The sequence below is a fragment of the Sediminibacterium sp. genome, from assembly GCF_051860225.1.
Lineage (GTDB): Bacteria > Bacteroidota > Bacteroidia > Chitinophagales > Chitinophagaceae > Sediminibacterium.
This window is the reverse complement of record NZ_JBHYEI010000001.1, coordinates 1,125,274-1,149,733: the sequence shown is the minus strand read 5'-3', so window position 1 is coordinate 1,149,733 and position 24,460 is coordinate 1,125,274. Positions and strand designations below refer to the sequence as shown.

Sequence of the window (24,460 nt, the reverse complement as noted above, 5' to 3'; positions counted from 1 at the left end):
TCAAAAAATTATCCGTGTGCTTTTTCTGTTTTTGCTTCAGCAGCTTCGTGATGAGGCATATCATCTGTGTTTCTTACTTTAGCCAGATAAGTAACCCCAGGTAATACGTGCAATTGCTCTAATACATAGAATTGACGATTAGGATTTTCTTGTCTTGCTATTGTGATAGCACTTTCCTTGCTGTTTGCATTACCAAAAGTAATCGCATTGGTAGGACAAGCTTGTTGACAAGCTACTTTGACATCACTATCACTTAATGGACGGCTGTCTTTTTTCGCTTTTAACTTGCCTTCTTGTAAACGTTGAACACAGAAAGAACATTTTTCAATTACCCCTCTTGCACGAACGGTAACATCAGGATTTAACACCATTCTGGTTAAATCGTCGTTCATATCTAAAACAACATCGTTCACCACACCTTTTTGGTTGTCGCCAAAGCTATCAGAGCCAGTGTAATCAGCCCAGTTGAAACGACGTACTTTATAAGGACAGTTGTTGGCACAATATCTAGTACCAATACAACGGTTATAAGTCATTTGGTTTAATCCCTCACTGCTATGGTTGGTTGCAGCAACCGGACAAACGTTTTCACAAGGTGCGTTATCGCAGTGCTGACACATTAATGGTTGGAAAACTACATTTGGATTTTCTAAATCGCCACTGTAGTAACGATCAATTCTTAACCAATGCATTTCGTGACCACGTAATACTTCTGGCTTACCTACAACAGAAACGTTGTTTTCTGCATTACATGCTACTACGCAAGCACCGCAACCAGTACAAGTATTTAAGTCAACACTCATTCCCCATTTAATACCTGGTCTTTCAAACACAGGATATAAGGTTCCTTGAGATTCAAATTTTTCTAAACCACCCCAAGGTTTTAATTCTTTATCACGCTCTTCGCGGATTTCAGTTGGGTGGTGTTTATAAGCAGCTAAACTCAATTCTTTAACAACTTCAGTACGATTACCTTGCTCAGTATCGTAACGGCTATGTGTTTGAGTTAATGCTACAGGATAAGTTTCTTCAGTTAAGGTTAAGGTTACATCTCCATTAGAGAAATTTACAGAAGAACCACTTAATGCTGCTAAAGGAAATGCATTTTTACCTACTCCAGCAGCAGATTTACCTACTTTTTCGCCACGGCCATAACCTACCGCAATACCTACTGTTTCAGGATGTGTACCAGGTACAATCAAAGCAGGTAGTTCAATAGATTTTTGACCTATGGTAACTTTTACCACTTTTTTTGGAGGATTAACTTCATATGCATCGGCTTGACCACCATTGCTGATATCAATACCTAATAAGGTTTTAGCCATTGCTGGAGAAACCACTAAGTAGTTATCCCAAGTAGCTCTTGTAACTGGATCTGGTAATTCTTGTAACCATGGGTTACTTGCACCTTGACCAGCACCAATACCCACTTTTTCGTATAATACTAATTCTACTTTACCGCCTTTCTTAGAAGAAGAAGCTGCAGCCAATGCACCTGCAACAGCAGCACCATTAAAGTTTCCAGCACTGACTGATGAATCACCTAAAGCAACTACACCATCTTGTAAAGCTTTATCCCAACCATTAATACCACCTAATTTAGCAGACCAAAAATTCTTTAAATAAGCTAAATAGTCTTCAGTGGCGCCACTCCATTTTAATAGACTGTCTTGCCACTGACGTGTTTTGAAAAGAGGATAAATCGTTGGTTGAATAAAAGAGAAGTGTCCAGTTTTTGCTTCTGCATCACCCCAACTTTCTAAGAAATGGTTATCAGGTAAAACGAACTTACATAATTCAGCGGTTTCGTCTACTTTACCTGCAAATGATACAGTTGTTTTCACTTTAGCTAATCCAGCTTTAAACTGATCAGCAGCAAACCAGCTATAAGCAGGGTTTGCTCCGTGGATTAACAAAGTTCCTACAGAACCAGCATTCATATCGGCTACGAGTTGAGCAAAATTGGCATCAACACCAGCACGTGTATTTAATAAAACACCCCAGTTGATGGTAGAACCACCCGCACCAATGGCGTTATTAATGGCATTTACAATAATTTGAACATTTACATCATTGCTTCCTGCAACAACTAAAGCAGCACCCTTATGTGTATTCAATGCTTTTGCAGCAGCTTCAATGCCCGCTTTTAATTTTGCATCAGCAATACCTGTAACACCAGTACCATTTACTGCACTCAATAAAGCAGCAGCAATAGCAAGGGTTTCAGAAGGACGGTGTAAATATTTTTCGTCTGCGTTAGATCCAGTTAATGAAGCAACAGATTCAAAATGAATATGCTTGCTCATGGTAGGATTCTTCTCATCTAATTTTTTACCAGTCGCATATTGCTTGGAAAACTCCACAGGATTTAACCAAGTACCTAAGAAATCTGCACCTAAGCTTACAATGGCTTTTGCATTTTCAAAATGGTAAGAAGGTATGCCACGAACACCGTTAGTAGCTTCATTAGCCAATAACATGGCACTGTATGAAACCGCATCATATGTAACGTGCTTGCTTCCTGGATATTTAGCCAAGAACTGCGCAATTACTGCTTTTGTAGATGGAGAGTTAATTGTGCTGGTTAACAAAACAATATTACCGCCCATTTGAGCAGCAACCGCTTTATCAGCAGCTTCAAAAGTTACTTCCTTGCCATCAATGGTAGGGAAACGTAAACGTGAAGTATCATATAAATCAAGTACAGAAGCTTGAACACGAGCAGATGTACCTCCTTTAGTAATAGGACAAAGATCGTTCCCTTCAATTTTTATGGGTCTGCCATCACGTACTTTAGCCAATATGCTTACTGTATCGCCGTCTTGTACATAAGTAGTTGCATAGTATTTAGAAATACCAGGCACAACGTCTTCAGGCTTATTAGCAAATGGGATGGCCTTTTTTACAGGCATTTCACAACTTGCTGCGGCAGCTGCTGCAGCAGTACTGAAACCTAAGTATTTCAAGAAGTCGCGACGGGGAGCCTTTGCTTCGAGAAAGCTTTTGCTTTCATCTTCTACAATAGGTAGTTCTTCATTGAATTCGTCTTTTACATCCTTGTTAAACGCTGCAGACTGATTCAGCTCTCCAAAACTTTGCCAGTGCTTTTTTTGCTCCATAATTATTGATTAACAGTTGGAAACCGATGAACAATTTCCACGTTCGAATGATATATTTAAAACAACCCTTTTAACTTTTAAAATCTAGTAGTGACATTTCTGACACTCGGTACCACCAATTTTTTCAACAGTGATTCCTTTGGTGCTATCGATTTTACCACTTTTTAAATCTGCATGGTATTTTTCATAGATGCTGTAGAAACCATTGTCTTTAAACTGAACCTTTGTTTCACGGTGACAGTTAACACACCAACCCATACTTAAATCGCTGAACTGCTTAACCTCACCCATTTTTTGGATTTCTCCATGGCAAGTTTGACAAGCAACTTGTCCTGCTTTTACGTGCTGAGCATGGTTAAAATAAACGTGATCAGGTAAGTTGTGGATACGAACCCACTCAATTGGCTTTGCCTTGCTCGGATCCCAAGGTTTACCCTCTTCAAATCCTGCGTATTTGTATAGTTTCTTAATTTCTGCAGTACCATCAACTTCTTCACCCGCTTCATTGTAGATTTTCTCCCCTTTATATTCATTGATAGCTTGGTGACAGTTCATACAAACATTTACAGAAGGGATTGTAGCTTGCTTTCCTTGAGCAGCGCCTGTATGACAATATTGACAGTTGATTTGGTTAGTGCCAGCATGGACTGCGTGTGAATAGTAAATAGGTTGTTCTGGCTGATAATCCTGACTTCTTCCATAAGCCATAGCGCCTTTTGTAGTTAAGTATCCACCCACTACAAACAAAACAACCGTAACCATTGCTATATAAGCTTTATTTCTCCAGAAAGGAATTGGCTCAAGTGCAGGCTGACCAGTCTTGTCATCAGCTAATTTTTTAAGATTAGAGTTGACTTGTAACATGATCAAAGCCACGACAGCTAAAATCAGGGTTAAAATACCAAATAACAAAGAGTTATCCGCTTCTACATTTGCAGCAGCTCCAGCACCTTCACCTGCAGCAGGAGCTTTAGAAGGATCAGGCACACTGTTAATGTAGGTAAGGATTGCATCAATTTCAGCATCCTTTAAAGTAGGGAAAGCGTTCATCGCAATTTTATTGTACTCATTGTACAAGTTAACTGCATAAGGGTCTCCTGTTTTTAGGTATGCTGAACTGTTTCTAATCCAAGAGTACAAGTTTTCCTTACTGGACCAACGAGACTCAACCCCTGCTAGCGCAGGACCTGTTAATTTCTTATGTGGAGCATGACAAGACGCACAATTGGCGCTAAAAAGCGCTTTACCGTCCTGGGCATTGGCGGCTACACTGAAACACAGACTCACAAAAAATAAAAAAGCGGCAATGCTGGCTTTTGCTATGGATCTAGACAATATCATATGCACAACGATGGTTCTGGTGTGGAAAAATATCCGTAAACGGAGGCAAAAATATGATACGATTGTGACAATTACGCAATAGGGAAAAAATTTTTTTATTCATAGGTCGTATATATCTATAATGAATTAACAAAAGAATACGATTTGATTGTCCTGAATTGATTTTTTTAAAGCACTTTTGCAGCCATGCTGCATCGTTTAAAAAATAAATGGCAGGTAAGCTGGCTTCAGTTTACCCTCATCTTTACCACATTTGCGTTAGGAGGTAGTTTATGTGGATACTTGGGTAGACAACTACTTTCTTTAACCACTTTAGAGCGTGGGATTATTTATTTTATGATATACGTTGTAGTGGTGACCATACTTTGGCCCTTCTGTGTTTTATTGGTCAGTGTGCCGTTTGGTCAATTTAGTTTTTTCAAACGTTACCTAGGTAGAATTAAGGACAAAATGACCAAAAAAAAATAGTACATGTTTAAATTGGCCATATTTGCTTCAGGAGCAGGATCTAATGCAGCCAAAATAATTGAACATTTTGCTGGTAACAAGGCAGTTATAATCGACCTAATTGTTTCTAATAAAAAAGAAGCGGGGGTTTTGGGGATTGCAGCTGCAGCTAACATAGAAACCCTAATTATAAATAGAAGCAGGTTTTATGAAACTGCCGATTTTGTGAATGAACTAAAATCAAGAGGAATCGATTTTATCGTTCTTGCAGGTTTTCTATGGAAGATTCCTGAAACATTAATTGATGCTTTCCCAAATCGTATTGTGAATATTCATCCAGCATTATTGCCGAAATATGGAGGCAAGGGAATGTATGGCAATTTTGTGCATGAAGCGGTAATTGCCGCAGGAGAAAAAGAGAGCGGCATCACTATACATTATGTAGATGCTCATTACGACGAGGGCGATATTATTTTTCAAGCTAAATGTAACATAGACAATACAGATACCCCTTCTAGTTTAGCTGCTAAAATACATGCACTAGAGCATGCGCATTTTCCAATAGTGATTGAGAATTTGTTGAAAAAATTAGCTTAAGATTTTTTCCATATAAACCACTTCTGGCAAGGGATTGTGATAATAAGCAGTAGTAATTTCGAAGCCATATTTGAGGTATAAATGTATGGCAGCCTGCAATCGTTCTAAGGTATCTAATTTCATTTTAGTATAGCCTAATCTTTTTGCTTCTTTTATAATTGCATCAACTAGTGCGTCTCCTATTTTGTGCTTCCGAAAAGCAGGTTGCACAAATAATCTTTTCATTTCACAAATGCCCTCTTCCGGTAATTGTTGCAATGCTACAGAACCCACAGCAACACCATTATAAAATGCTAATAAAAGACTGCCATAAGGTGGCCCATATTTTTTTAAAGGATCTTTCAACTCGGCGTCAAAGCTTTGAAAACATAGATCTACCGCCAATTCATCGGAATACTCCTTAAACAAATGCCGAGCTGTTTCTAGCTCGGCACCTTCTGCTGTAATATGTTTAATTTGAATCATGATTATCCAGGCATGCGAGAAATGTATTTCTCTACTTCTTTAATTTGATCAACCACTTGTTTAGTAGTAGGCTTACAAGCTTTCGCTCTTCTAAAATAATCTTTAGCAGCCCTGAACTCTCTTTTATTCATAAAGATTTGACACATGCTAATATAAGCAACCGCCTCACTTTCTTTGTCTGCAATACCAGCTCTAATAGCAGCCCTAATATAGCTTTCACCTTGTTTAAGATCTCCACGTTGCATGCTCATCATTCCTAATTGAAGCTTGTTTGCTCCTTCTGCTTCAGGCATGGGTGATCCAAGCTCAGAACTTTTTTTCAAATGCTTTTCGGCACTATCAAAATCTTGCTTCATCATGGCCATATTGCCTTTAATTGTATAGTAGGTTGAACGTACAGGTTTGTACAATAAATTAGGATACCAAACTGTGTTAAGAATACGCTCCACTTCGTCCATATCACCTCTTTCCATTGGCTCTTGAATTAACCTCAATGGGCCAATAAAAAAATGACTAGCCAATCCAATTACTCCAATAAAATAAAGTATGAAAGCAGGCCAGAAACCACTAGATAAGTTAACGGCTACTGCAGCGGCAATTGCCAAAAGGCTTAACCAAAATCGGAACTTAATAATCGTATTATAAAACTTCATGTATCTAATTTGGGCTGCAAAGATAAGCGATATAAGCCATTTGAATATAGCATATTACAAACTCAGCAATGATTATAGAATATTCTTTTAAGGAAAATAAAGAGAAAAAAAATGTATAATTTACTCATTATAAAAAATTAATATGAAAAAAATAATTGTATTCATCATTTTAATCTATATAGGTTGCAGTAAAAACAGTAGTACCAATAGTATACCAGTTCCAAATTTAGTTTTAGCGCAACAAAACAGAGCGAATATTCAAGGAATGATTGTTTTGTATGATGAAGAAGGCAGTCGTCAAGCCGATATGAGTGGAGTCACGGTAAGTATAGACAACAGCTCAGTTAGTACTCAAACCGGACCCGATGGTAAATGGAAATTGGATAGCATCCCTTATGGAACTTATGATATCAGTTATGCAAAAGAAGGTTATGGAACTGGAAAAATAATGGGGCTTTACCATGCAGCAACAAATCATGTTAGCACAATTATTTCAAAAAGTGAATCAATGGCAGTCAATTCATCTATTTCAATCACTGATTTAATTATTACCCCTTTTAGTGGAACAATACAAGCAATTGGAATTTCAGGAGTTCATATTGATCCCATCTTTAATAACCCATCAGGGAAAGATAAATTTGTAAGATTATTTTTTAGCGATAATCCAAATGTGAGTGCAAGCAATTACGTAGCTGAAGTTAAAATAAAAACGAATGGCGCTCAAGCTCAATTGAATGATTTTAATTTAACTACTAGTTATTTCGAAAGTCTTGGATTTAAGAAAGGACAAATAATTTATGTAAAAGGCCATGGAGATAGTTTTCTCTCCGATCAATATACCAATCCAATCAATAATACCGTAGTTTTCCCAAGCCTAAGCACACAGGCTAGCAAAACTGTTTCATTTGTTTTACCTAACAAATAAAATTAAGCATAAGAGCACCTATCTTCACTAAAATTTATTGTATGCTAAAATATTTAATTGTCTTGTTAGGTGTATGCTGCAGTTCGATTATAGCAGCGCAAATACCTCCTTCACCAATTGTGAAAGAAGGCCAAGGCCCATATACGCAATTAATTTTAAGAGGAGCAATGGTCATCAACGGAACAGGCTCACCTGCATATGGCCCTGTTGATATTATCATTGAGAATAACAAGATAGTACGCATTGCTAATGTAGGAAATCCGGGCATGCCCATTGACCCTAAATCTAGACCCGCATTAAAAACAGGAGGCAAAGAAATAGACTGCAGTGGTAAATATATTTTACCTGGCTTAATAGATATGCACGGACATATTGGTGGTAAAGCGCAGGGAACACCAGCAGAATATGTATTTAAATTATGGATGGCCCATGGAATTACTACGATACGTGACCCATCTGCAGGTAATGGTTTAGAATGGGTACTAGATCATAAAAAGAAGAGTGCAACAAATAGTATAACCGCACCTCGCATTTATGCATATACAGCTTTTGGACAGGGCAGCAAAACACCTATCATCAATGCAGAACAGGCAAGAGCATGGGTCAATGAAAATGCAACTAAAGGGGCCGATGGAATTAAATTTTTTGGTGCATCACCCGAAGTAATGGATGCGGCCATTCGAGAGAATAAAAAATTAGGATTGCGAAGTACAGCACATCATGCACAATTAGATGTAGCCAGATGGAATGTGGTACAGTCTGCAAAAGCGGGAATGACTAGTATGGAACATTGGTATGGATTACCTGAAGCCATGTTAGAAAATGGAACGCTGCAAAATTATCCAGCAGATTATAATTACAACAACGAACAACACAGATTTGAGGAGGCAGGAAAGCTATGGAAACAAGCAGCAGCGCCTTATAGCGAGAAATGGAATAAAGTGATGAACGAATTAATTGCTGCAGATTTTACGCTAGACCCTACGATGAATATTTACGAAGCCAATAGAGATTTGATGCGCGCGCGCAGAGCAGAGTGGCACGAAGATTATACCTTGCCTTCGCTATGGAAGTTTTATGAACCAAGCAGAGTATCCCACGGATCATATTGGCATAGCTGGGGAACGGAACAAGAAATTGAATGGAAAAACAATTACAAATTGTGGATGACATTTATTAATGAATATAAAAACAGAGGCGGAAGAGTTACAGCAGGATCGGACAATGGGTTTATTTATCAATTATATGGCTTTGGTTTTGTAAGAGAATTAGAATTATTACGCGAAGCGGGATTTCAGCCGCTAGAAGTGATACGTGCCGCTACTATGCACGCTTCTCAAGCATTAGGAGTAGACAAAGAATTGGGAACAATTGAACCAGGCAAACTAGCCGACTTATGTGTAGTGGATGGCAACCCCTTAAAAAATTTACAATACTTCTACGGCACAGGCGCTATTGAATTAAATGATCAAAATGAAATCATACGCAAGGGCGGAGTAGTGTATACTATTAAAGATGGAATAGTTTACGACGCTAAAAAATTATTAGCAGATGTAAAAGAAATGGTAGAAGCAGAAAAAAAGAAAACAGGTTGGCAGTTAAAGCAACCGGGAGTAAAATAATTTCTATTACTTTTGCGCCGATTCTAACCCAATTGATTGGGGCGATTGAGTCATGGTCTCGTAGTTCAATGGATAGAATAGGAGTTTCCTAAACTCTAGATCCAAGTTCGATTCTTGGCGAGACCACAAAGACCCGACACGAAGTGTTGGGTTTATTTTTGCGAAGACGCGAAACAAGCTTGCTTGATTGAGCGGATGAGTGGAAATAAACCCAACAACAACCGAAGGTTGGTGTAGGGGATTTGAGTAAGTTCAATACGGATAGAAGTCGGTCGTAGACCGACAATCTTGGCTTGCAAAGCAAAGACACAATCTTGGCACAAAAAAGGTTGCTAACTCATCGCTAGCAACCTTTTACTTTATCTAAAAAACTCTATTAATATTTCAAGAACCTAGCTGAACCAATACGCTTAGTTCCGTTGCTATTCACCACCTGAATGATATAAGATCCAGGGACTAGGTTACTTACATTTACCCTAGATGTTCTGAAGCCAGTAAATGTAATCGCTTCTCTTTGACTCTTCACAAGAACACCATTAGTGCTGTATATATTGATGGTGACATGACTATTATTACCAGGAACATAGCTCACATTGGTAAAGCTTGTTGCAGGGTTAGGATGCACGGTAAACGGATTTGTTGTAGTTGAGCTGCTGTTTACTACACCTCCATTTAAAATAATTACCGGATTTGTACCGCTGCCGCTACCACTTCCGCCACCAGCGAATGGAGTATAATTGCCCGTACCAGATCCACCGACAATAGTATTGTGAACTGCCGTAGCACGAGCCATGTTTACATCATAACGCAATGGATTAGGATGATTATACTGCAAGTTAACATGGAGTGAATAAGAGTTTGCTACCTGATTTGTTACATTGAAAATAATATCACTAAAAGCCAATCCGGCAGGGAAAGTATATGTATTAGTAGTGATAACAGCGTTGGACACATCTTTAACTTCTATCGTGAAGGTTCTATCATAGTTCAATAAACTTCCAAATGCAATTTCGCTGTTGTCTCTAATAATATATTGATCTGCACCATTTGGATCAAGATTCATATCCCTGAGTAGTACCCTCATTGCTATTTTTGCAATAGGTGTTGCATATACCTGTACTTGCTCTGTTCTAATAGCATCAAGATTGCCATTATTGTTGATTACCCTGTAACTGATGGTTGCTAAATCATTCGGGAAGCTAGCAGTATAGGTGAAATTAGTCACATTTGTGCTGATCATCGTTTGAGTAGGTGTACTGCTACTGGTTAGTACGTCAGCTCCTTGTCCCATATTTAAAATTGAGCTGAAAGAGGTATTAGATAATTCATTTACCGTTCCACTTGCTGTTACATTGAATTGTGGACGACCATTTGTTTGATTAAAACCGGCAAAAGTTGGAGTTAAGCTAGCAATAACAGGCTGAACCAAACTAGTAAACGGCTTAGTTCTAGTAATTGTGCAGCCCCCTGGAGAGCTCACTCTTAATCGGACATTCTGAGTCACACCACCTACTGTTCTATCGAATGTATAAGGAGTAGTATGATTTGCATTGAAAACTGGTGCATCAGGTGTTCCTGTAGAACTCCATCTGTACGTATAAGTACCTGCAGGCGGTATAGAAGTGACTTGCGCCGTAATTACAGGAGTTGCAGATGGCTGTCTTGGCGCTTGACTAATTGAAAAATCAGTATTGCTCAAGTCGATTATATTGATATAATGCAAGAATTTATCGGTACAACCCTCTAATGAAGTTACTGTTAACTCAACAGGGAACAATCCATTTTCACGGAAAATAATTCTTGGGTTAACAAAAGTTTTATCGCCTTCACGGAAAGTAATATTGGTTGTTCCAAAATTCCAATCATACAACATTTGACCTCTCTTAATCGTAGAATTGCTAATGTATTGGAAGTCGTGTCCACCGCCTGGTGTGCCACCATTATTGCAAATCTCAATAATATCTGAAGGAACGATAGTTTGCAAATTCGTATTTAAATACAATACATAACCCGCTTTAGGCTTAGGATATACTGTTATTTTTTTAGAAACAGTTTCAGTTACTGTGCAAGTACCCAATGTATTTGTTACAAATAGCTTCACTTCATAATCGCCATCAGCAGTGTAGGATTTATTTAAAACATTTTGGGTAGTAGCTTCGGTTCCGTCACCCAATACCCAACGATAAGAAATAACACTACCACCAGTTGCTGTAGCAACACTTGTATTCGTAAAGTTGAAACTATTGGCACCTTCACAAACTCCAGTTGATTGGATAGTGAAATCGGTAGTACTAATTTTAGGGCAAGTAGTGATTGTTTTACTTAAGCTCTCCGAACATCCCTCAGAATTGCTCACTGTTAAAGTAACAGTATAGGTTGTACCTGCAGCCGTATATTCTTTTGAAGGATTACTTAAGGTAGAAGTAGTTCCATCGCCAAAATCCCATAAGTAAGTAAGATTACCAAAAGCTACCGTAGATTCATCTATAAATGTGTAAGAATTACCATTTACTTGTTTTTCTAAAATTTTAAAATTCACGACAGGCTTCGGATATACAACCACTTGTTGTGTTGTAATAAAATTTTGACCATCCTTAGTTACGGTTAATTTAACTAAATAATTACCAGCTGTTGTATAAGACACACTAGCATCTTTAGTTGTTGCGGTTGTCCCGTTTCCTAAATCCCATAAATAGGTTTCGCCGCCAGTAACTGATGTTGTATTGGTAAAAGTGAAACTATTTCCAGTAACGCATTGTGCATTGTCATTTACGGTAAAAGATGCGTTCGTACTAGGTGGAGTAGGACTACTTGGTGGGGCTGTTGCAGCAACAACAATATCTCTCTCTACACTACTAACGCAACCCGCCAGCGTTGTTCCAGTTAACTTAACAGTATAAGTACCTGCACTGGTAAATACTTTATTAACGTTTGCTCCCATTGCAGAAGTGTTATCGCCAAAATCCCAAGCATTAGTGGAGATAAGACCAGCATTAATTGTTCCTTGACTTACAAAATTATAAGTGGCGCCTACCCATCCGCCGTTATAAACTGCAAAATTCATTACTGGCAAAGGATGCACGGTAACTTTTTTTACAATAGTATAAGTTTTGCCAGAAAAGTCAGTGCCAACTAAGGTAATATTATAATCTCCAGCTTGAGCATAGCTTTTAGCAGGAGGCGTTTCTAGCGTTGAAGTAGTATTATCTCCAAAGTTCCAATTGTAACTTGCAAAGTTGCCTGTTGATGTATTGGTCAATGTGAAACTATGGCTTGGTAGACACTGTTCAGCATTATTCACAGCAAAACCTACACTATTATTTGTGTTATTTGGTGGTGCTGCTGCTACTATAATATCTCGCTGTACACTACTCACACAACCAGCCAAACTTGTTCCCGTTAATTTAACAGTATAAGTACCCGCACTAGCAAATACTTTATTCACGTTCGCTCCCGTAGCAGTAGTGTTATCGCCAAAATCCCATGCATTGGTAGCGATAAGACCAACATTGATCGTTCCTTGACTTACAAAATTATAAGTTGAGCCAGCAGTACCCCCATTGTAAACTGCAAAATTCATCACTGGCAAAGGATGCACGGTAACTTTTTTTACAACAGTAGAAGTGTTACCAGCAGCGTCAGTCCCAATTAGGGTGACATTATAATCTCCAGGCTGAGCATAGATTTTAGCTGGAGGAGTTACAGCTGATGAAGTAGTATTATCTCCAAAATTCCAACTATAACTGGCGAAAGTGCCTGTTGAAGTATTGGTAAATGTAAAACTATGGTCTGGCAAACACTGCTCAGCATTATTTACAGTAAAATTTACTGTGTTTTGAGCACTCAAAGTTGACCCTGTTAAAGCAGCGGCAACAAAAAGTAGGAATACTTTTAGTGTAAAGTTTTTGATCATAAATGGCTAATTAATTATTTATTAGCCCTTCACAAGCTTGGATTTCAGACAGTAAACATATGGATTTATTTATAATTGTTAAAGTTTTTTTAATATAATAGAAAATAATTCTCCCTATTTAGATATAACAAATTGAATTTCAATTATATATACACATACATTAATCTATCCCAGAAAATAAAAAACTAACTATCTATCTCGTTTCTTGCATTACTAACCATTTCTTTAATAACGGTATCTAAAACATGTACTTCCTTTGATAGATGTGCTAAAAACATTTTGGTCTCGTCTTCTTCCAAATCAACAGATGGTTCATTTAAGAGTTGAAGTATACCCATCATATTAGCAACTGGTGCACGTAAGGTATGAGAGCTTTTCCAAGCCAATTCATCTAGACTTTGAAGGTATTTAGTCTGCAACTCCTCCATCTTTTTCTTTGCATCAATCTCCGTTGCGCTGATTGAAACGCCAATTAATTCCCCATTTTTAGCATGGTGGGCAGTAAAGCTCATTAAAAACCAAATAAAATCAGAATTATCAAAGAGCATAAATTTTTCTTCTAATGTGACTGTTTTACCCTGTAAAGACTGTTCAAAATAGTAAATAAAGTTATTCTCTGAAGCAGGCTCTAAATAACTGGTAAAATCGTCGCCAAGCTTCAATTGGTGATTATATAATTCAAAAAATTTGAGCTCTGCCAATTTATTAAAATAGATAACCCGATATTGATAGTCTAATAAAATATTGGCTTCATACTTACTATTTTCAAGCAGCTTCAGGTTTTCAGTTTGACTCAAAACAATCTTCATCAAATTCTCCCGATTATTGTCTGCAATAGAATAAAAATCTTTATTATAAACCATTTCAGGGTACTCAAATGCTAAAAGGAAAATGTTAATGATACTGATAAAATTACTCGCTAATAAAAAGATGGTGTAAAATTGATTATTATGGACTAAAAGCGTTGTAAGATTCAAAAGAATAAAACCAATTAAACGAGTCCATAGGAAAAAACGGATAAAAGCAAATTTTCGCTTATAATCAGTGATAATATCTGATTTAATTTTTTTCCTGTAAGTGTAATATATTTTAACGGAAATAATAAAATAGATACACCAACTACACGCTTTTAAAATATAATTAAGTTCTTTAGGAATAACGCCCTCATTAAAATTAGCAATATGGGTAGCAAAATCAAAATTAGAATTTTGAAGAATGGCTAATTTATTCTCCGCGCCACTAAAATAAAAAGGAATTAATTCAATTACACCTAACAAGAATGGAATAGCATGCAACCAATCTTTTTTGATAAAATAGGCTTCCCTGTTAAGCATAGACCGAACAAACAAGTACATGCTAGGACCTAATAAATAATAAAACGGACCCGGAACCCTTATAAAATGGGGATGTTGAAGGATTGCTTTTGTTGTAAATAACCAATACACTATTGATGATAATATCAAAATAGCATTTGAAACAAATAAATAGAATATAGGTGATTTTCTTTTTCCCTTAGCAAAAACGATAATTAAACCAAAGAAACACAAGGAAAGAGCAATAATATTGAAGTACTGAAAAAGAGTATGCATGATTGGTGTAGGGTATTCTGTGGATATGGATTTTCCAAAAATACGCCAACAACTGTAGGATATTTATTCCTTAAATTAATTCAAAGTATAATTATTTAGATAATAAAAATCAACTTTTAAGCATTTAATTATTTTATGTAGAAACTATTCTTTTCTTGATATTAAAATTAAATCAATTTAAATAACACAAATAAGTTAATTACTTAAAGAAATATGTGCATTTTTTGAACCGATTTTTATACGAGCAACCGACCCTATTTTTTCAGGTTGAATAAGCTTTCCATTTAGCTTCCATACTTTGTATTTACCTGCTGGTTGTTCAAACAAAATATCCCAATCATTAGCCGTTTGCTTTACAGTAAAAGTGATTGCATTGCTTGTCTTCTTAAAGTCTACAGATACACTATTCTCCCCCATGATTACATTATCTAATTTACCATAGGTTAAGGCCGTAGGTAATGATGGAGATAGTTTTAATTGTTTATTATATGCCTGTGGTTGAATGCCAAAAAACTGCTTTACAATTGGCTCTCCATATGCATATACATTCCAAGCCTGCGTCATCATTCCATAATCAGGCGATACTTCATACATAGAACCAGGCAACGCATAGCCAAAGGTTTTATCTACTCGTTTTAATAAATTAAATGCTTCATTAGGCCTTCTATAATTATTCTCGGCTATAATTTGAACTGCAGTGGGTAAGGTCATTACTGTACCAGTATAGGTGAAATCATTTTTGCCCACGCTTGCTGCATATGAATACTCTTGCAAGTCTCTTTTTTCATTTTTATCAATGCCGGTCACATACATTCCGAACCCATTAGAAAATCTTTTGGCGGTATTCAATGCTTTAATGGCTTGATCTTTTTCAGCAATTCCCGTTTCAAGTGGCGTATTCACTACCCAGTTATGGTGCATTACAAAACCTTTATTATTTGTAGCCGTATCAGCTATAGTTTGAGACTGCATTTGTTTCAATGCAGCAACTGCCCATTTATTCCCCAATGTATCTGCTCTTACAATTGCGTCTTCTATCAAATGCAATGCTTGTGATTTTGTTGCAATAAAGTCGGCATAGGATTGATTTTTCTCCACCCAAAATTGGCTATTGATTTTTTCTTTTAGTAGGTCCGCTTTTTGCTGATAATCTCTAGCTAATGAATCCTGTTTTAAATACCATGCCATTTTAGCTGCATCTGCAAAAGCTTTCTGTGTATAAGCAGCAACATCAATCATTTCAGAAGTTAATCCATGAATTTCCATCATTCCTGCACCGTCAGGTAATAAATTCTTATCAGCATCATTTTCAGTTAAGACCCAGTTCAATCCCTTAACGACAGATGGCAAATATTTTAGCAAAAATTCTCTATCTCCAGTCCAACAAAAAACTTCCCAAATCAGCGATATAAACTGTGGTGTTTCATTTACATTCCCTGGATTAAAAACAGCACCATTGGTTGAAACTTCATGAACTATTCTTCCATTTCCATTGGTCTTTTCTGAAATACGATGAATCAAATCAATTGAACTATACACTAAGTCTTTTCTACCCAACGCAATTAAACCCTTTAATGTATAAGCCATGTCTCCGCCAAACCACCAAGGATAATCGGGCAATCCCGCAACCACTCCCCTACCAATTCCATCAACATCCAAGGTTAACCAATCACTGTTATACTTCAACCATTCAAAACTAGTTGTAATTGCATGATCATTTAATGTTAAGCGAGCAAAATTATTCAGATTTAAAACCCGCTTTTTCTTTATTGTCAAAAGCTGTGCTGCAGTATTATTGAGTTGAGTATAATGTAGAATAGCTTGTTCCTTAGATATAGCCGAACCCGCAATGGTGAATGGTAAATAAAATATACTATTAGGTTTAATCTCGATTTTGTAAGTGGTATTCGTAATAGTGGTATTGGGCTTATTCTTTTTAGAGTAGATCATTTGACTTGCATCACCTTTTACAGTTGTACCATAAATAACATACCATGGATTCAATGAATCTTTTACCATCCATCTGTTATTGGGCGGATCATAGCTGGCTAAATCTTTGGAGTTGACCATTCCCGTTCTTTCACCCAACCATACAGGCATCAAATTAGAAACAGCTTCAAAATGGAATTGGATTTGAATAGTTTGATTACTCGAATTTTTAATCGCATACTCAATCTGTACACCAGGCAATTGGTCTGGAACAAACTGATACCGCTCAATACTTAGCGGTGTTGATCCCACCGTATAAATATGTTTATTGCCAAAGGGATAATTGACAAAATCAGTGGCCTTATCAAACATATACTTTTTTGCTCCTACCTGAATACTCGCTTCAAAGCCATCCATTAATTTAATGGGGTGATGCCAGATGCCGCCCATTTCATCTTTTACATGCCAACCTAAATCAGGGAAACTCCCATCCTGATGTCCAATCAAATACAATTTATCGCCTGCAGTATTAAAAGGGGTTCCTAAGAATACTGGTTTCCCTTTTAAAGAGGGGGCATATTTAAAATGGGGTACTATTGAGTTATTGGCATTGCCTTGCCCATAAAGTATTCCTTTAGAAAACACCAATGCGATTAGTACAATTAGCTGATCCAACTTTCTCATAAAATGTAAATTTATTGTACCGTCTAAACGGTATCTGATTAAAGTTAATGGAACTTATTTTTACTTGCTAATTATCTGAATATGGATTTCAAACATTACTGCTATTTACTATTAGTTACTGTTTCAAGTTGCTTTGGTAAAAATGCAACAGCAAAAAGTTGGAGCGAAACTGATAATTATAGGAATCATTTTCGCATACTTAGCGCTAAAGGCATTGTTTTTGATGCCCCTATGGTAAAAGACAAAGAAACCAGGAAACGTTATAATAAGAGCCTACAAGAAGGATGGGGCTATTCAGGATCTGACGCAAAAAGGGTATTAAATGGACTTGAAAAAGAAGGACAACCAGAATGGATTCAAGATGGTATTACTGAAGCTGAAGAAAAAATTATTCAAAGCTTAAATGGATGGAATGTTCAAGCATTAACAAATGAATTTCACGTTTTAGAATTTTATCCTCATTCAAATCAGCATATACCTGAAATGTATCAATTTAAAAAACCATTTTGCTTAGTAGTTGAGCACTATCATGTTGTTTTGAGTACTAGTTTTAGTAAAATTCAGCAAACGGCAGACACGAGTACTTCCTTCAAAAAAATGCAGGCATTTACCAAATATCCTGTTCAATTAAATAAACTTTCAACGTATACAAATAATTCCAGCTTCACTTCATATCTGCCTTTCAAGGAAATAAAAACAGCCAGGATGAAAAAACATTTTCAGATTGATTCATTAGAGCTGCTTAGAACTGAAAATGCCAATGTTTGGCCCAAAGGCATAACTACACTAAGTACAGAAGATTTGAAAAAACTAAAAGCCTATTATTTATTTAGTTTTTGGAATGAGAATCAAGAGAATTTATATATCAGGATACCCGCAAAAGAGAATGCAGCCATCTTCCCGCAAATCGGATTCATACCAAACCATGACCTTTACTATACTATTCAAAATGATAGCAATTATATCACTTGGGCAGAAAACAAACCTCCTAAAGATTTTAGGATCAAAAATATTATAGAAGTAATGCGCAAAGCAATGATTGCTTATGCTGATGACCGAGCCTTTAGGAGCTTGTACAAACCAGGTAGTAAATGGGATATAAATGACAAAGGTGCTGGCATGATTCCAACAGATTTATATGTGCTTAACCCAAAAGCAGCTGGTCAAGTAATTCATAGAAAAGATAAATTGAGTACTTATCAATTAATGATACCCCTTGAAAAAAGTGTTAATCGTTTTGATGCAGAACAAACTGCTTTTCAATTGGCCAAACTAGTTGCTGAAGAAGCGAGTATAACATTAAAACCAGGCGAAGAGCCTATTGAATTTTACTTAAGTGAACCAAGAAATATCAATGGTGGTAAATTATACGTTCTTCAGTATAAAAAAGATGCCCTTTTAGGAAATAATCAATACCAAGTATTTGCCATTATGTGCATAGATGATGTGGTATGGTTGAATTATATTTTTAGAAATGAGATTTATGGTTATTTATTTTAATTTAAAAAAATCAATGCTGTATATTGTTTCAAAATTAAAAAATGAAATATATAACCATAGTAATATTGTTTATTTCACTAAAAGGATTTGCACAAAAACCCATTAGCAAATTAGATAGCTTTTGGACTGTATTGCAGCAACATTGCGGCAAAGCTTATGAAGGTATAATTATCAGTGGAGCTACTGCAGATTTTAAGGATAAGAAATTGGTGATGCATGTAAAAGCCTGCGAAGAAAATCGTATTCGTATTCCATTTAATGTGGGTGATAATCGATCCAGAACATGGGTACTTACCAAAAAGAAAGCAAGCATAACACTTAAACACGATCATCGACACGAAGATGGATCAGAAGATATAATAACACAATACGGCGGAACATCCACTAATGACGGATTTGCGAATATGCAAATATTCCCTGCAGACATTCAAACACAAAAAACAATTCCTGCAGCAGCCTCTAATGTATGGTGGATTACTATTAACGATAGTAGTTTTACTTATAACTTAAGAAGAATTGGATCAGATAGATTATTTACCGTTTCCTTCAATCTAAAGAAACCAATTGAAACACCTCTTGCCCCATGGGGTTGGAAGGATTAGTGTAACACTATTGTTCCTCCCATATCTTCTAGAGCAACTCCCTTGGTTTCTGGCATCATCTTCCAAACATACAGTAATTGTAATACCATCATGAATGCGAAGAATCCAAAAATAATAGTGCCCGAAACATTGGCGGCAAAGTAGGGGAATACTTGCGCAATTAGTGCTGCAAAAACCCAATGGACCAAACTTCCAAAAGAAGTACCACTTGCTCTAACCGAATTTGGAAACAGTTCAGATAAGAAAACCCAAATAACAGCACCTTGCCCTACTGCATGGGCGGCAATAAATACAAAAACATAGTACACTACCATTGATTGATCTGAACTATTAAAAGAAACCGCAATCATGGTTAAGGAGAAAATATAACCGATTGAGCCAATAAACATCAACACCCTTCTTCCAAAACGATCGATCAAATACCAGCCTGTAATAGTAAAGATCAAATTCATTACCCCAATTCCAACAGTAGACAGCAGTGCTCCCTCACGGCCAATTCCTGCCATTTCAAAAACCTTTGGCGCAAAATAGATAATGGCATTAATGCCAGATAGCTGATTAAAAAAAGCAATCAAGAAAGCGAGTAGAAGGGGTTTGAAAAACTTTTTATTGAACAAGGACTCCGTTACTGTTTTTCCAACTGAGGCTTTAATATCTGCAATTACTTTAGGTGCATCTTCTCCAGTTAATGACAATACCTTTGCAGCAGCTACATCATCCTTTTTAAAAAGCACCAACCACCTCGGGGTTTCTGGTGTAATCAACATTAATAAAGAAAAAAACAAGGAGGGGATTGCAACCACACCTAACATCCAACGCCAATCGTTTTCTCCACCCACTCCTGCTAACAAATAATTAGAAAAGTAAGCTATCAATATTCCTGCAACAACATTTAATTGAAATGAAATAACCATTCGGCCTCTGTATTTAGGAGGTGCGATTTCTGAAATATAAACAGGGGCAACAACAGAAGATGCACCGATACTTAAGCCGCTAACAAAACGGAAAAACATAAAGACATACACATTGGTAGATAATGCAGCTCCGATGGAAGTGACCAAAAAAAGAATACCTATCCAAATTAGGGTTTGCTTTCTACCTATTTTATTTGCAGGAATATTTCCTAATGCCGCTCCAAAAGCTGTACCATATAAGGCCATCGCAATGGCTGTTCCATGCATCCAATCGGATAACGACCATAATTCTTGAATGGCTTGTTCGGCGCCTGAAATTACGGCAACATCTAACCCAAACAAAAAACCTCCTAACCCAACGGTAATAGACCAAATGGCTAATTTATTATTCATAGCAAGCTTTGTAAAAAGTAATATATTCAATAGTTGAATGCAGAACAATATAAACCGAAATTTGATCTTATGAAAAAAGTCTTTGTCTTTTGTTTACTCGTTGCAGTTAATAGTTACGGACAGAAAAAAAATATCAAACAAGCGCCGTCCATTTCAGCAGCAACTGAATTAAGCGGATTAAAAGAAAGTACTTTGAAATTTCTAGACGCTAGCTACCTAAAAGACAAGCAAACAGCTTTGCAGATATGGGATTATGCAGAGTTGGGTTATAAAGAAACCAAAAGTGCAGCTTTACATGTACAAAACTTAAAAGACGCGGGATTCACTGTAGAAACAGGTGTAGCGGGTATTCCAACCGCTTTTGTAGCCACTTATGGTTCAGGCAGTCCGGTAATTGGCATTCTAGCAGAATATGATGCATTGCCAGGTTTAGCGCAAGAAGCCATTGCAGAGAAAAAATCCATCGAGGGAAAAGTAGGAGGCCATGGATGTGGTCACCATTTATTTGGAACCGCTTCTGTTTCGGCTGGCATTGCTATTAAGAAATTGATTGAAGAGAAAAAAATCAGCGGCACTATTAAAGTGTATGGTTGCCCAGCGGAAGAAGGTGGTAGCGGTAAAGTATATATGGTTCGTGAAGGATTATTCAACAATGTGGATGCCGTAATCCATTGGCACCCTGATGATGAAAATAAAGTATATATGACCAGCTTTATTGCCAATAAATCTGCGAAATTTAAATTTTATGGAATATCCTCTCATGCTGCAATGTCTCCAGAGAATGGGCGTTCGTCTTTAGATGCGGTAGAAGCCATGAACAATATGGCCAATATGATGCGTGAACATATTCCACAAGAAACAAGAATACATTATGTTATTACCAATGGAGGTAAAGCACCCAACGTAGTACCCGACTATGCCGAAGTATACTATTATATACGCCACCCAAAAAGAGAAGTAACAGTAGATGTATTTGATAGAATTACCAAGGCTGCAGAAGGAGCAGCATTGGGTACTGGAACCACCATGCAATATGAAATAGTAGGAGGAACCCATGATTTATTGATTAATAAAACATTGGCTTCCCTCATGCAAGAAAATTTAGAAAAAGTTGGGGGTGTTGTTTATACAGAAGAAGAAAAAGCATTTGGGAAAAAATTACAAGCAAGCTTTTTTAACAAAGCTCCTGCAATAGAAGAAGCTAGTACCATAAAACCTTTACAAAAAGAAACCAATGCAGGGGGAGGTTCAAGCGATGTAAGTGATGTAAGCTATGTAGTTCCAACAGTAGGATTGGAAGCGGCTACTTGGATACCTGGAACATCTGCCCATAGCTGGCAAGCGGTTGCCAGCGGCGGTACAGAAATAGGCACCAAAGGAATGCTAGTTGCCTCAAAAACAATGGCGCTGACTGCAATTGATTTATTTAGTAAACCTGCTGTGATTGTTAAAGCAAAAGAAGAATTCATAAAGAGCGTAGGAGACTATAAATACAAGCCCTTGTTAGGAGATAGAAAACCAGCACTGAATTATAGAGACTAAATTATCTACTCAATAAATAATCTTTAAAGGAAGCATATTCGTTTAACATCGGTATGCTTCTTTTTTCTTTCGTAAACAATTCCATTGCCGCAAGCGGGATTTTAGGCGCTACGCCAATTGCGGTGTTAATGGCATCGGGAAACTTTATTGGATCAGCTGTTTCTAAAATATAGCCAGCAGCATTATTATGATTTTGTTGATATTGCTGTAAAGCAGCATACGCAACTGCTCCATGAGGATCTAATAAATAATTATTTTGTTGATAAACTTCACGTATCGTTTGAATAGTTGTTTCATCTGAAATAGTATATCCAGAAACCAATGAATTAAAAGCAATATACTCATGATTCATCAATTCCAATATTCTTACAAAATTACTGGGATTGCCCACATCCATTGCGTTTGAAATAGTGGGCGTAGTAGGCTTTGACTTAAAAATACTGGTTTGTAAATAATAAGGCACTGCATCATTTACATTACAAGCAGCAATAAAATGCTTAACAGGTAACCCGGTTTTATACGCCATAATTCCCGCACAAAGATTTCCAAAATTACCACTAGGTACCGCTATCACTGGAGCAGTTTTTTCTTCCCATTGTTGGTAGGCTAAAAAATAATAAATCTGTTGTGAAAGCCATCTGGCAACATTAATAGAGTTGGCAGAACTCAACTGCATTGCAGCATTAATGTCATCATCTGCAAAGGCTGCTTTCACCATCGCCTGACAATCGTCAAAGCTTCCATCAATTTCTAATGCGGTAATATTTTCACCACAAGTAGTCAGTTGTAATTCTTGAACTGGACTTACCTTTCCGGAAGGATATAAAATGATTACATCAATCCCTTCTACGCCTAAGAAGCCATTGGCTACTGCACCACCCGTATCTCCAGAAGTTGCCACCAAAATAGTAATCTTGTTAGATTGGTTTTTTGAGAAGTAAGAAAGACACCTGCTCATGAATCTAGCACCCACATCTTTAAATGCAAAAGTGGGACCATGATATAATTCAAGTGATGCAATTCCAGCGTGAATAAAATTTAAAGGGAATTGAAAGTTGACTGTTTCACTAACGATACGATATAATTCATCAGCAGGTATTACGTCTCCTACAAATGGCTCCATTACACGAAAAGCAATTTCTTCTTTCGATAGCTTTGTAAGCTGGTCGATAAAATCGGGTGCATGAATAGGAATTTGTTCAGGAAAGTATAACCCCTTATCAGGGGCCTGCCCCAATATAGTAGCTTCTTTAAAATTAACAAGGGGCGATTGCTTATTTAAACTAAAATATTTCATGACGCATCCATTAATTGAATCCCATTGGTATTAATGGTAGTTACATACGTATGGCAGCTTAATCCAATTGAATCATAAATTTGGTTCATTGCCATTTGCACTGCTTTAGCAGTATGTTCATTTTTACTCAACATAAATATGGAAGGGCCTGAACCTGAAATTCCTCCACCCAAAGCACCTAATTCTTTACTAATATTTTTTACCTGATCAAAAGCAGGAATTAAAATACTTCTGGTAGGCTCTATCAATACATCTTCTAAAGATCTTCCAATCAAATCATAATCTCCCTGTTCTAAGCCTGCAACCAGCCCAGCAATATTTCCCCATTGTTTAATGGCATCCTTCAATAAAATTTGCTGTTTCAATATACTCCTTGCGTCAGCAGTTCTTACTTCTATCTGTGGATGTACAATTGTTACAAATAAATCAGGGACTGTAAGTTTAATAATGTCTAATGGAAAAACAGAACGAATCAATGTAACACCTCCATAAATACAGGGTGCAATATTATCCGCGTGTTTTACTCCTGAAGCCAGTTTTTCTCCATTCATGGCAAACCGAACTAAGTCTTCTTTTGAAAATGGATTTCCCAATAATGCATTTGCTCCAGCAACTGCACCAGCAGAACTGGCTGCACTTGACCCTACCCCACTACCGGGTTTAATTTGTTTATTAATGGTAAGCTTAAACCCAACTGGAGTGGAATAGGCTTCCATTAGTGCCATTAAAGCAGCACCTGCTACATTTTGTTGTGGATCTGTAGGCAAGTTGAATTCGTCTTCATTTACAATGGTAATGCCCGGCTCGTCTTTGAATTCAATATACATGATATCAAAAGGCTCATTTACCGCAAACCCTAATATATCAAACCCACAAACCATATTGGCAACGGTAGCAGGACTATGTATAATTATTTTATTTGCCATGA

Annotated in this window: 17 protein-coding genes and 1 tRNA gene; 8 read left to right on the top strand and 10 right to left on the bottom strand. The window is 37.0% G+C overall.

Annotation, left to right across the window (positions count from 1 at the left end):
* Nucleotides 1-8 precede the first annotated feature (8 nt).
* Entirely contained in the window at nt 9-3,119 is a 3,111-nt protein-coding gene (locus tag ACTIEI_RS04945) for a TAT-variant-translocated molybdopterin oxidoreductase (RefSeq protein WP_439505175.1), read from the bottom strand.
* A gap of 84 nt (nt 3,120-3,203) precedes the next feature.
* The gene (locus ACTIEI_RS04940; RefSeq protein ID WP_439505174.1) at nt 3,204-4,460 is read right to left on the bottom strand and encodes a c-type cytochrome; all 1,257 of its coding nucleotides are present in this window, start codon (nt 4,458-4,460) and stop codon (nt 3,204-3,206) included.
* Nucleotides 4,461-4,646: 186 nt separating this feature from the next.
* Here ACTIEI_RS04940 and ACTIEI_RS04935 point away from each other — a divergent pair, with 186 nt between their 5' ends.
* Complete coding sequence (locus tag ACTIEI_RS04935) at nt 4,647-4,928, top strand: hypothetical protein (protein ID WP_439505173.1); 282 nt, start codon at nt 4,647-4,649, stop codon at nt 4,926-4,928.
* Between the two features lie 3 nt (nt 4,929-4,931).
* A complete protein-coding gene (gene purN, locus ACTIEI_RS04930; RefSeq protein WP_439505172.1) occupies nt 4,932-5,504 on the top strand; it encodes a phosphoribosylglycinamide formyltransferase in 573 nt (190 codons plus the stop codon).
* Here the strand turns inward: purN and ACTIEI_RS04925 are convergent.
* The gene (locus ACTIEI_RS04925; RefSeq protein ID WP_439505171.1) at nt 5,496-5,969 is read right to left on the bottom strand and encodes a GNAT family N-acetyltransferase; all 474 of its coding nucleotides are present in this window, start codon (nt 5,967-5,969) and stop codon (nt 5,496-5,498) included. The genes purN and ACTIEI_RS04925 overlap by 9 nt on opposite strands.
* A 2-nt stretch (nt 5,970-5,971) precedes the next feature.
* Nucleotides 5,972-6,622, bottom strand: a complete 651-nt coding sequence (locus tag ACTIEI_RS04920) for a tetratricopeptide repeat protein (protein WP_439505170.1) — start codon at nt 6,620-6,622, stop codon at nt 5,972-5,974.
* A gap of 142 nt (nt 6,623-6,764) precedes the next feature.
* Here ACTIEI_RS04920 and ACTIEI_RS04915 point away from each other — a divergent pair, with 142 nt between their 5' ends.
* The 3 genes from ACTIEI_RS04915 (at nt 6,765) to ACTIEI_RS04905 (ending at nt 9,295) form a co-directional block, all read left to right on the top strand.
* Nucleotides 6,765-7,547 carry a carboxypeptidase-like regulatory domain-containing protein gene (locus tag ACTIEI_RS04915; protein WP_439505169.1) on the top strand — a complete coding sequence of 261 codons (783 nt, stop codon included), beginning with the start codon at nt 6,765-6,767 and terminating at the stop codon, nt 7,545-7,547.
* Nucleotides 7,548-7,588: 41 nt separating this feature from the next.
* Nucleotides 7,589-9,169, top strand: a complete 1,581-nt coding sequence (locus ACTIEI_RS04910) for an amidohydrolase family protein (protein ID WP_439505168.1) — start codon at nt 7,589-7,591, stop codon at nt 9,167-9,169.
* 54 nt (nt 9,170-9,223) lie between these two features.
* Nucleotides 9,224-9,295 (top strand) — tRNA-Arg (locus tag ACTIEI_RS04905).
* A gap of 250 nt (nt 9,296-9,545) precedes the next feature.
* Here ACTIEI_RS04905 and ACTIEI_RS04900 read toward each other — a convergent pair.
* The 3 genes from ACTIEI_RS04900 to ACTIEI_RS04890 all read right to left on the bottom strand — a co-directional run bounded on the left by ACTIEI_RS04900 (nt 9,546) and on the right by ACTIEI_RS04890 (nt 17,284).
* On the bottom strand, nt 9,546-13,082 hold the full coding sequence (locus tag ACTIEI_RS04900) for a PKD domain-containing protein (RefSeq protein ID WP_439505167.1): 3,537 nt from the start codon (nt 13,080-13,082) through the stop codon (nt 9,546-9,548).
* A 185-nt stretch (nt 13,083-13,267) separates the two neighbouring features.
* Nucleotides 13,268-14,671 (bottom strand): hypothetical protein, encoded by a 1,404-nt coding sequence (locus tag ACTIEI_RS04895; protein WP_439505166.1) that lies wholly within the window; start codon nt 14,669-14,671, stop codon nt 13,268-13,270.
* Nucleotides 14,672-14,866: 195 nt separating this feature from the next.
* Complete coding sequence (locus tag ACTIEI_RS04890) at nt 14,867-17,284, bottom strand: alpha-L-rhamnosidase-related protein (RefSeq protein ID WP_439505165.1); 2,418 nt, start codon at nt 17,282-17,284, stop codon at nt 14,867-14,869.
* 81 nt (nt 17,285-17,365) lie between these two features.
* Here ACTIEI_RS04890 and ACTIEI_RS04885 point away from each other — a divergent pair, with 81 nt between their 5' ends.
* Together ACTIEI_RS04885 and ACTIEI_RS04880 are read left to right on the top strand one after the other, a co-directional pair.
* On the top strand, nt 17,366-18,784 hold the full coding sequence (locus ACTIEI_RS04885) for a hypothetical protein (RefSeq protein WP_439505164.1): 1,419 nt from the start codon (nt 17,366-17,368) through the stop codon (nt 18,782-18,784).
* 41 nt (nt 18,785-18,825) lie between these two features.
* On the top strand, nt 18,826-19,386 hold the full coding sequence (locus ACTIEI_RS04880) for a hypothetical protein (RefSeq protein ID WP_439505163.1): 561 nt from the start codon (nt 18,826-18,828) through the stop codon (nt 19,384-19,386).
* Here ACTIEI_RS04880 and ACTIEI_RS04875 read toward each other — a convergent pair.
* Nucleotides 19,383-20,693, bottom strand: a complete 1,311-nt coding sequence (locus tag ACTIEI_RS04875) for a sugar porter family MFS transporter (RefSeq protein ID WP_439505162.1) — start codon at nt 20,691-20,693, stop codon at nt 19,383-19,385. The two genes, ACTIEI_RS04880 and ACTIEI_RS04875, sit on opposite strands and share 4 nt — an antisense overlap.
* A gap of 69 nt (nt 20,694-20,762) precedes the next feature.
* Between ACTIEI_RS04875 and ACTIEI_RS04870 the strand changes: the two genes are divergently transcribed.
* The gene (locus tag ACTIEI_RS04870) at nt 20,763-22,235 is read left to right on the top strand and encodes an amidohydrolase (protein ID WP_439505161.1); all 1,473 of its coding nucleotides are present in this window, start codon (nt 20,763-20,765) and stop codon (nt 22,233-22,235) included.
* A 1-nt stretch (nt 22,236) separates the two neighbouring features.
* Here the strand turns inward: ACTIEI_RS04870 and thrC are convergent, their stop codons facing one another.
* Entirely contained in the window at nt 22,237-23,532 is a 1,296-nt protein-coding gene (gene thrC, locus ACTIEI_RS04865; RefSeq protein ID WP_439505160.1) for a threonine synthase, read from the bottom strand.
* Nucleotides 23,529-24,458: a homoserine kinase gene (locus tag ACTIEI_RS04860; RefSeq protein ID WP_439505159.1), complete on the bottom strand. Its 930-nt coding sequence runs from the start codon at nt 24,456-24,458 to the stop codon at nt 23,529-23,531. Before ACTIEI_RS04860 ends, thrC begins: the two co-directional genes overlap by 4 nt.
* Between the last annotated feature and the right edge of the window lie 2 nt (nt 24,459-24,460).

Bases quoted from the DNA above. Each gene is read 5' to 3' on its own strand.
- ACTIEI_RS04875 (WP_439505162.1), bottom strand. From the start codon at position 20,693: ATGAATAATAAATTAGCCATTTGGTCTATTACCGTTGGGTTAGGAGGT.
- ACTIEI_RS04925 (WP_439505171.1), bottom strand. From the start codon at position 5,969: ATGATTCAAATTAAACATATTACAGCAGAAGGTGCCGAGCTAGAAACA.
- ACTIEI_RS04945 (WP_439505175.1), bottom strand. From the start codon at position 3,119: ATGGAGCAAAAAAAGCACTGGCAAAGTTTTGGAGAGCTGAATCAGTCT.
- ACTIEI_RS04940 (WP_439505174.1), bottom strand. From the start codon at position 4,460: ATGATATTGTCTAGATCCATAGCAAAAGCCAGCATTGCCGCTTTTTTA.
- ACTIEI_RS04935 (WP_439505173.1), top strand. From the start codon at position 4,647: ATGCTGCATCGTTTAAAAAATAAATGGCAGGTAAGCTGGCTTCAGTTT.
- ACTIEI_RS04880 (WP_439505163.1), top strand. From the start codon at position 18,826: ATGAAATATATAACCATAGTAATATTGTTTATTTCACTAAAAGGATTT.
- purN (WP_439505172.1), top strand. From the start codon at position 4,932: ATGTTTAAATTGGCCATATTTGCTTCAGGAGCAGGATCTAATGCAGCC.
- ACTIEI_RS04900 (WP_439505167.1), bottom strand. From the start codon at position 13,082: ATGATCAAAAACTTTACACTAAAAGTATTCCTACTTTTTGTTGCCGCT.
- ACTIEI_RS04910 (WP_439505168.1), top strand. From the start codon at position 7,589: ATGCTAAAATATTTAATTGTCTTGTTAGGTGTATGCTGCAGTTCGATT.
- ACTIEI_RS04890 (WP_439505165.1), bottom strand. From the start codon at position 17,284: ATGAGAAAGTTGGATCAGCTAATTGTACTAATCGCATTGGTGTTTTCT.
- ACTIEI_RS04885 (WP_439505164.1), top strand. From the start codon at position 17,366: ATGGATTTCAAACATTACTGCTATTTACTATTAGTTACTGTTTCAAGT.
- ACTIEI_RS04915 (WP_439505169.1), top strand. From the start codon at position 6,765: ATGAAAAAAATAATTGTATTCATCATTTTAATCTATATAGGTTGCAGT.
- ACTIEI_RS04920 (WP_439505170.1), bottom strand. From the start codon at position 6,622: ATGAAGTTTTATAATACGATTATTAAGTTCCGATTTTGGTTAAGCCTT.
- ACTIEI_RS04860 (WP_439505159.1), bottom strand. From the start codon at position 24,458: ATGGCAAATAAAATAATTATACATAGTCCTGCTACCGTTGCCAATATG.
- ACTIEI_RS04895 (WP_439505166.1), bottom strand. From the start codon at position 14,671: ATGCATACTCTTTTTCAGTACTTCAATATTATTGCTCTTTCCTTGTGT.
- ACTIEI_RS04870 (WP_439505161.1), top strand. From the start codon at position 20,763: ATGAAAAAAGTCTTTGTCTTTTGTTTACTCGTTGCAGTTAATAGTTAC.
- thrC (WP_439505160.1), bottom strand. From the start codon at position 23,532: ATGAAATATTTTAGTTTAAATAAGCAATCGCCCCTTGTTAATTTTAAA.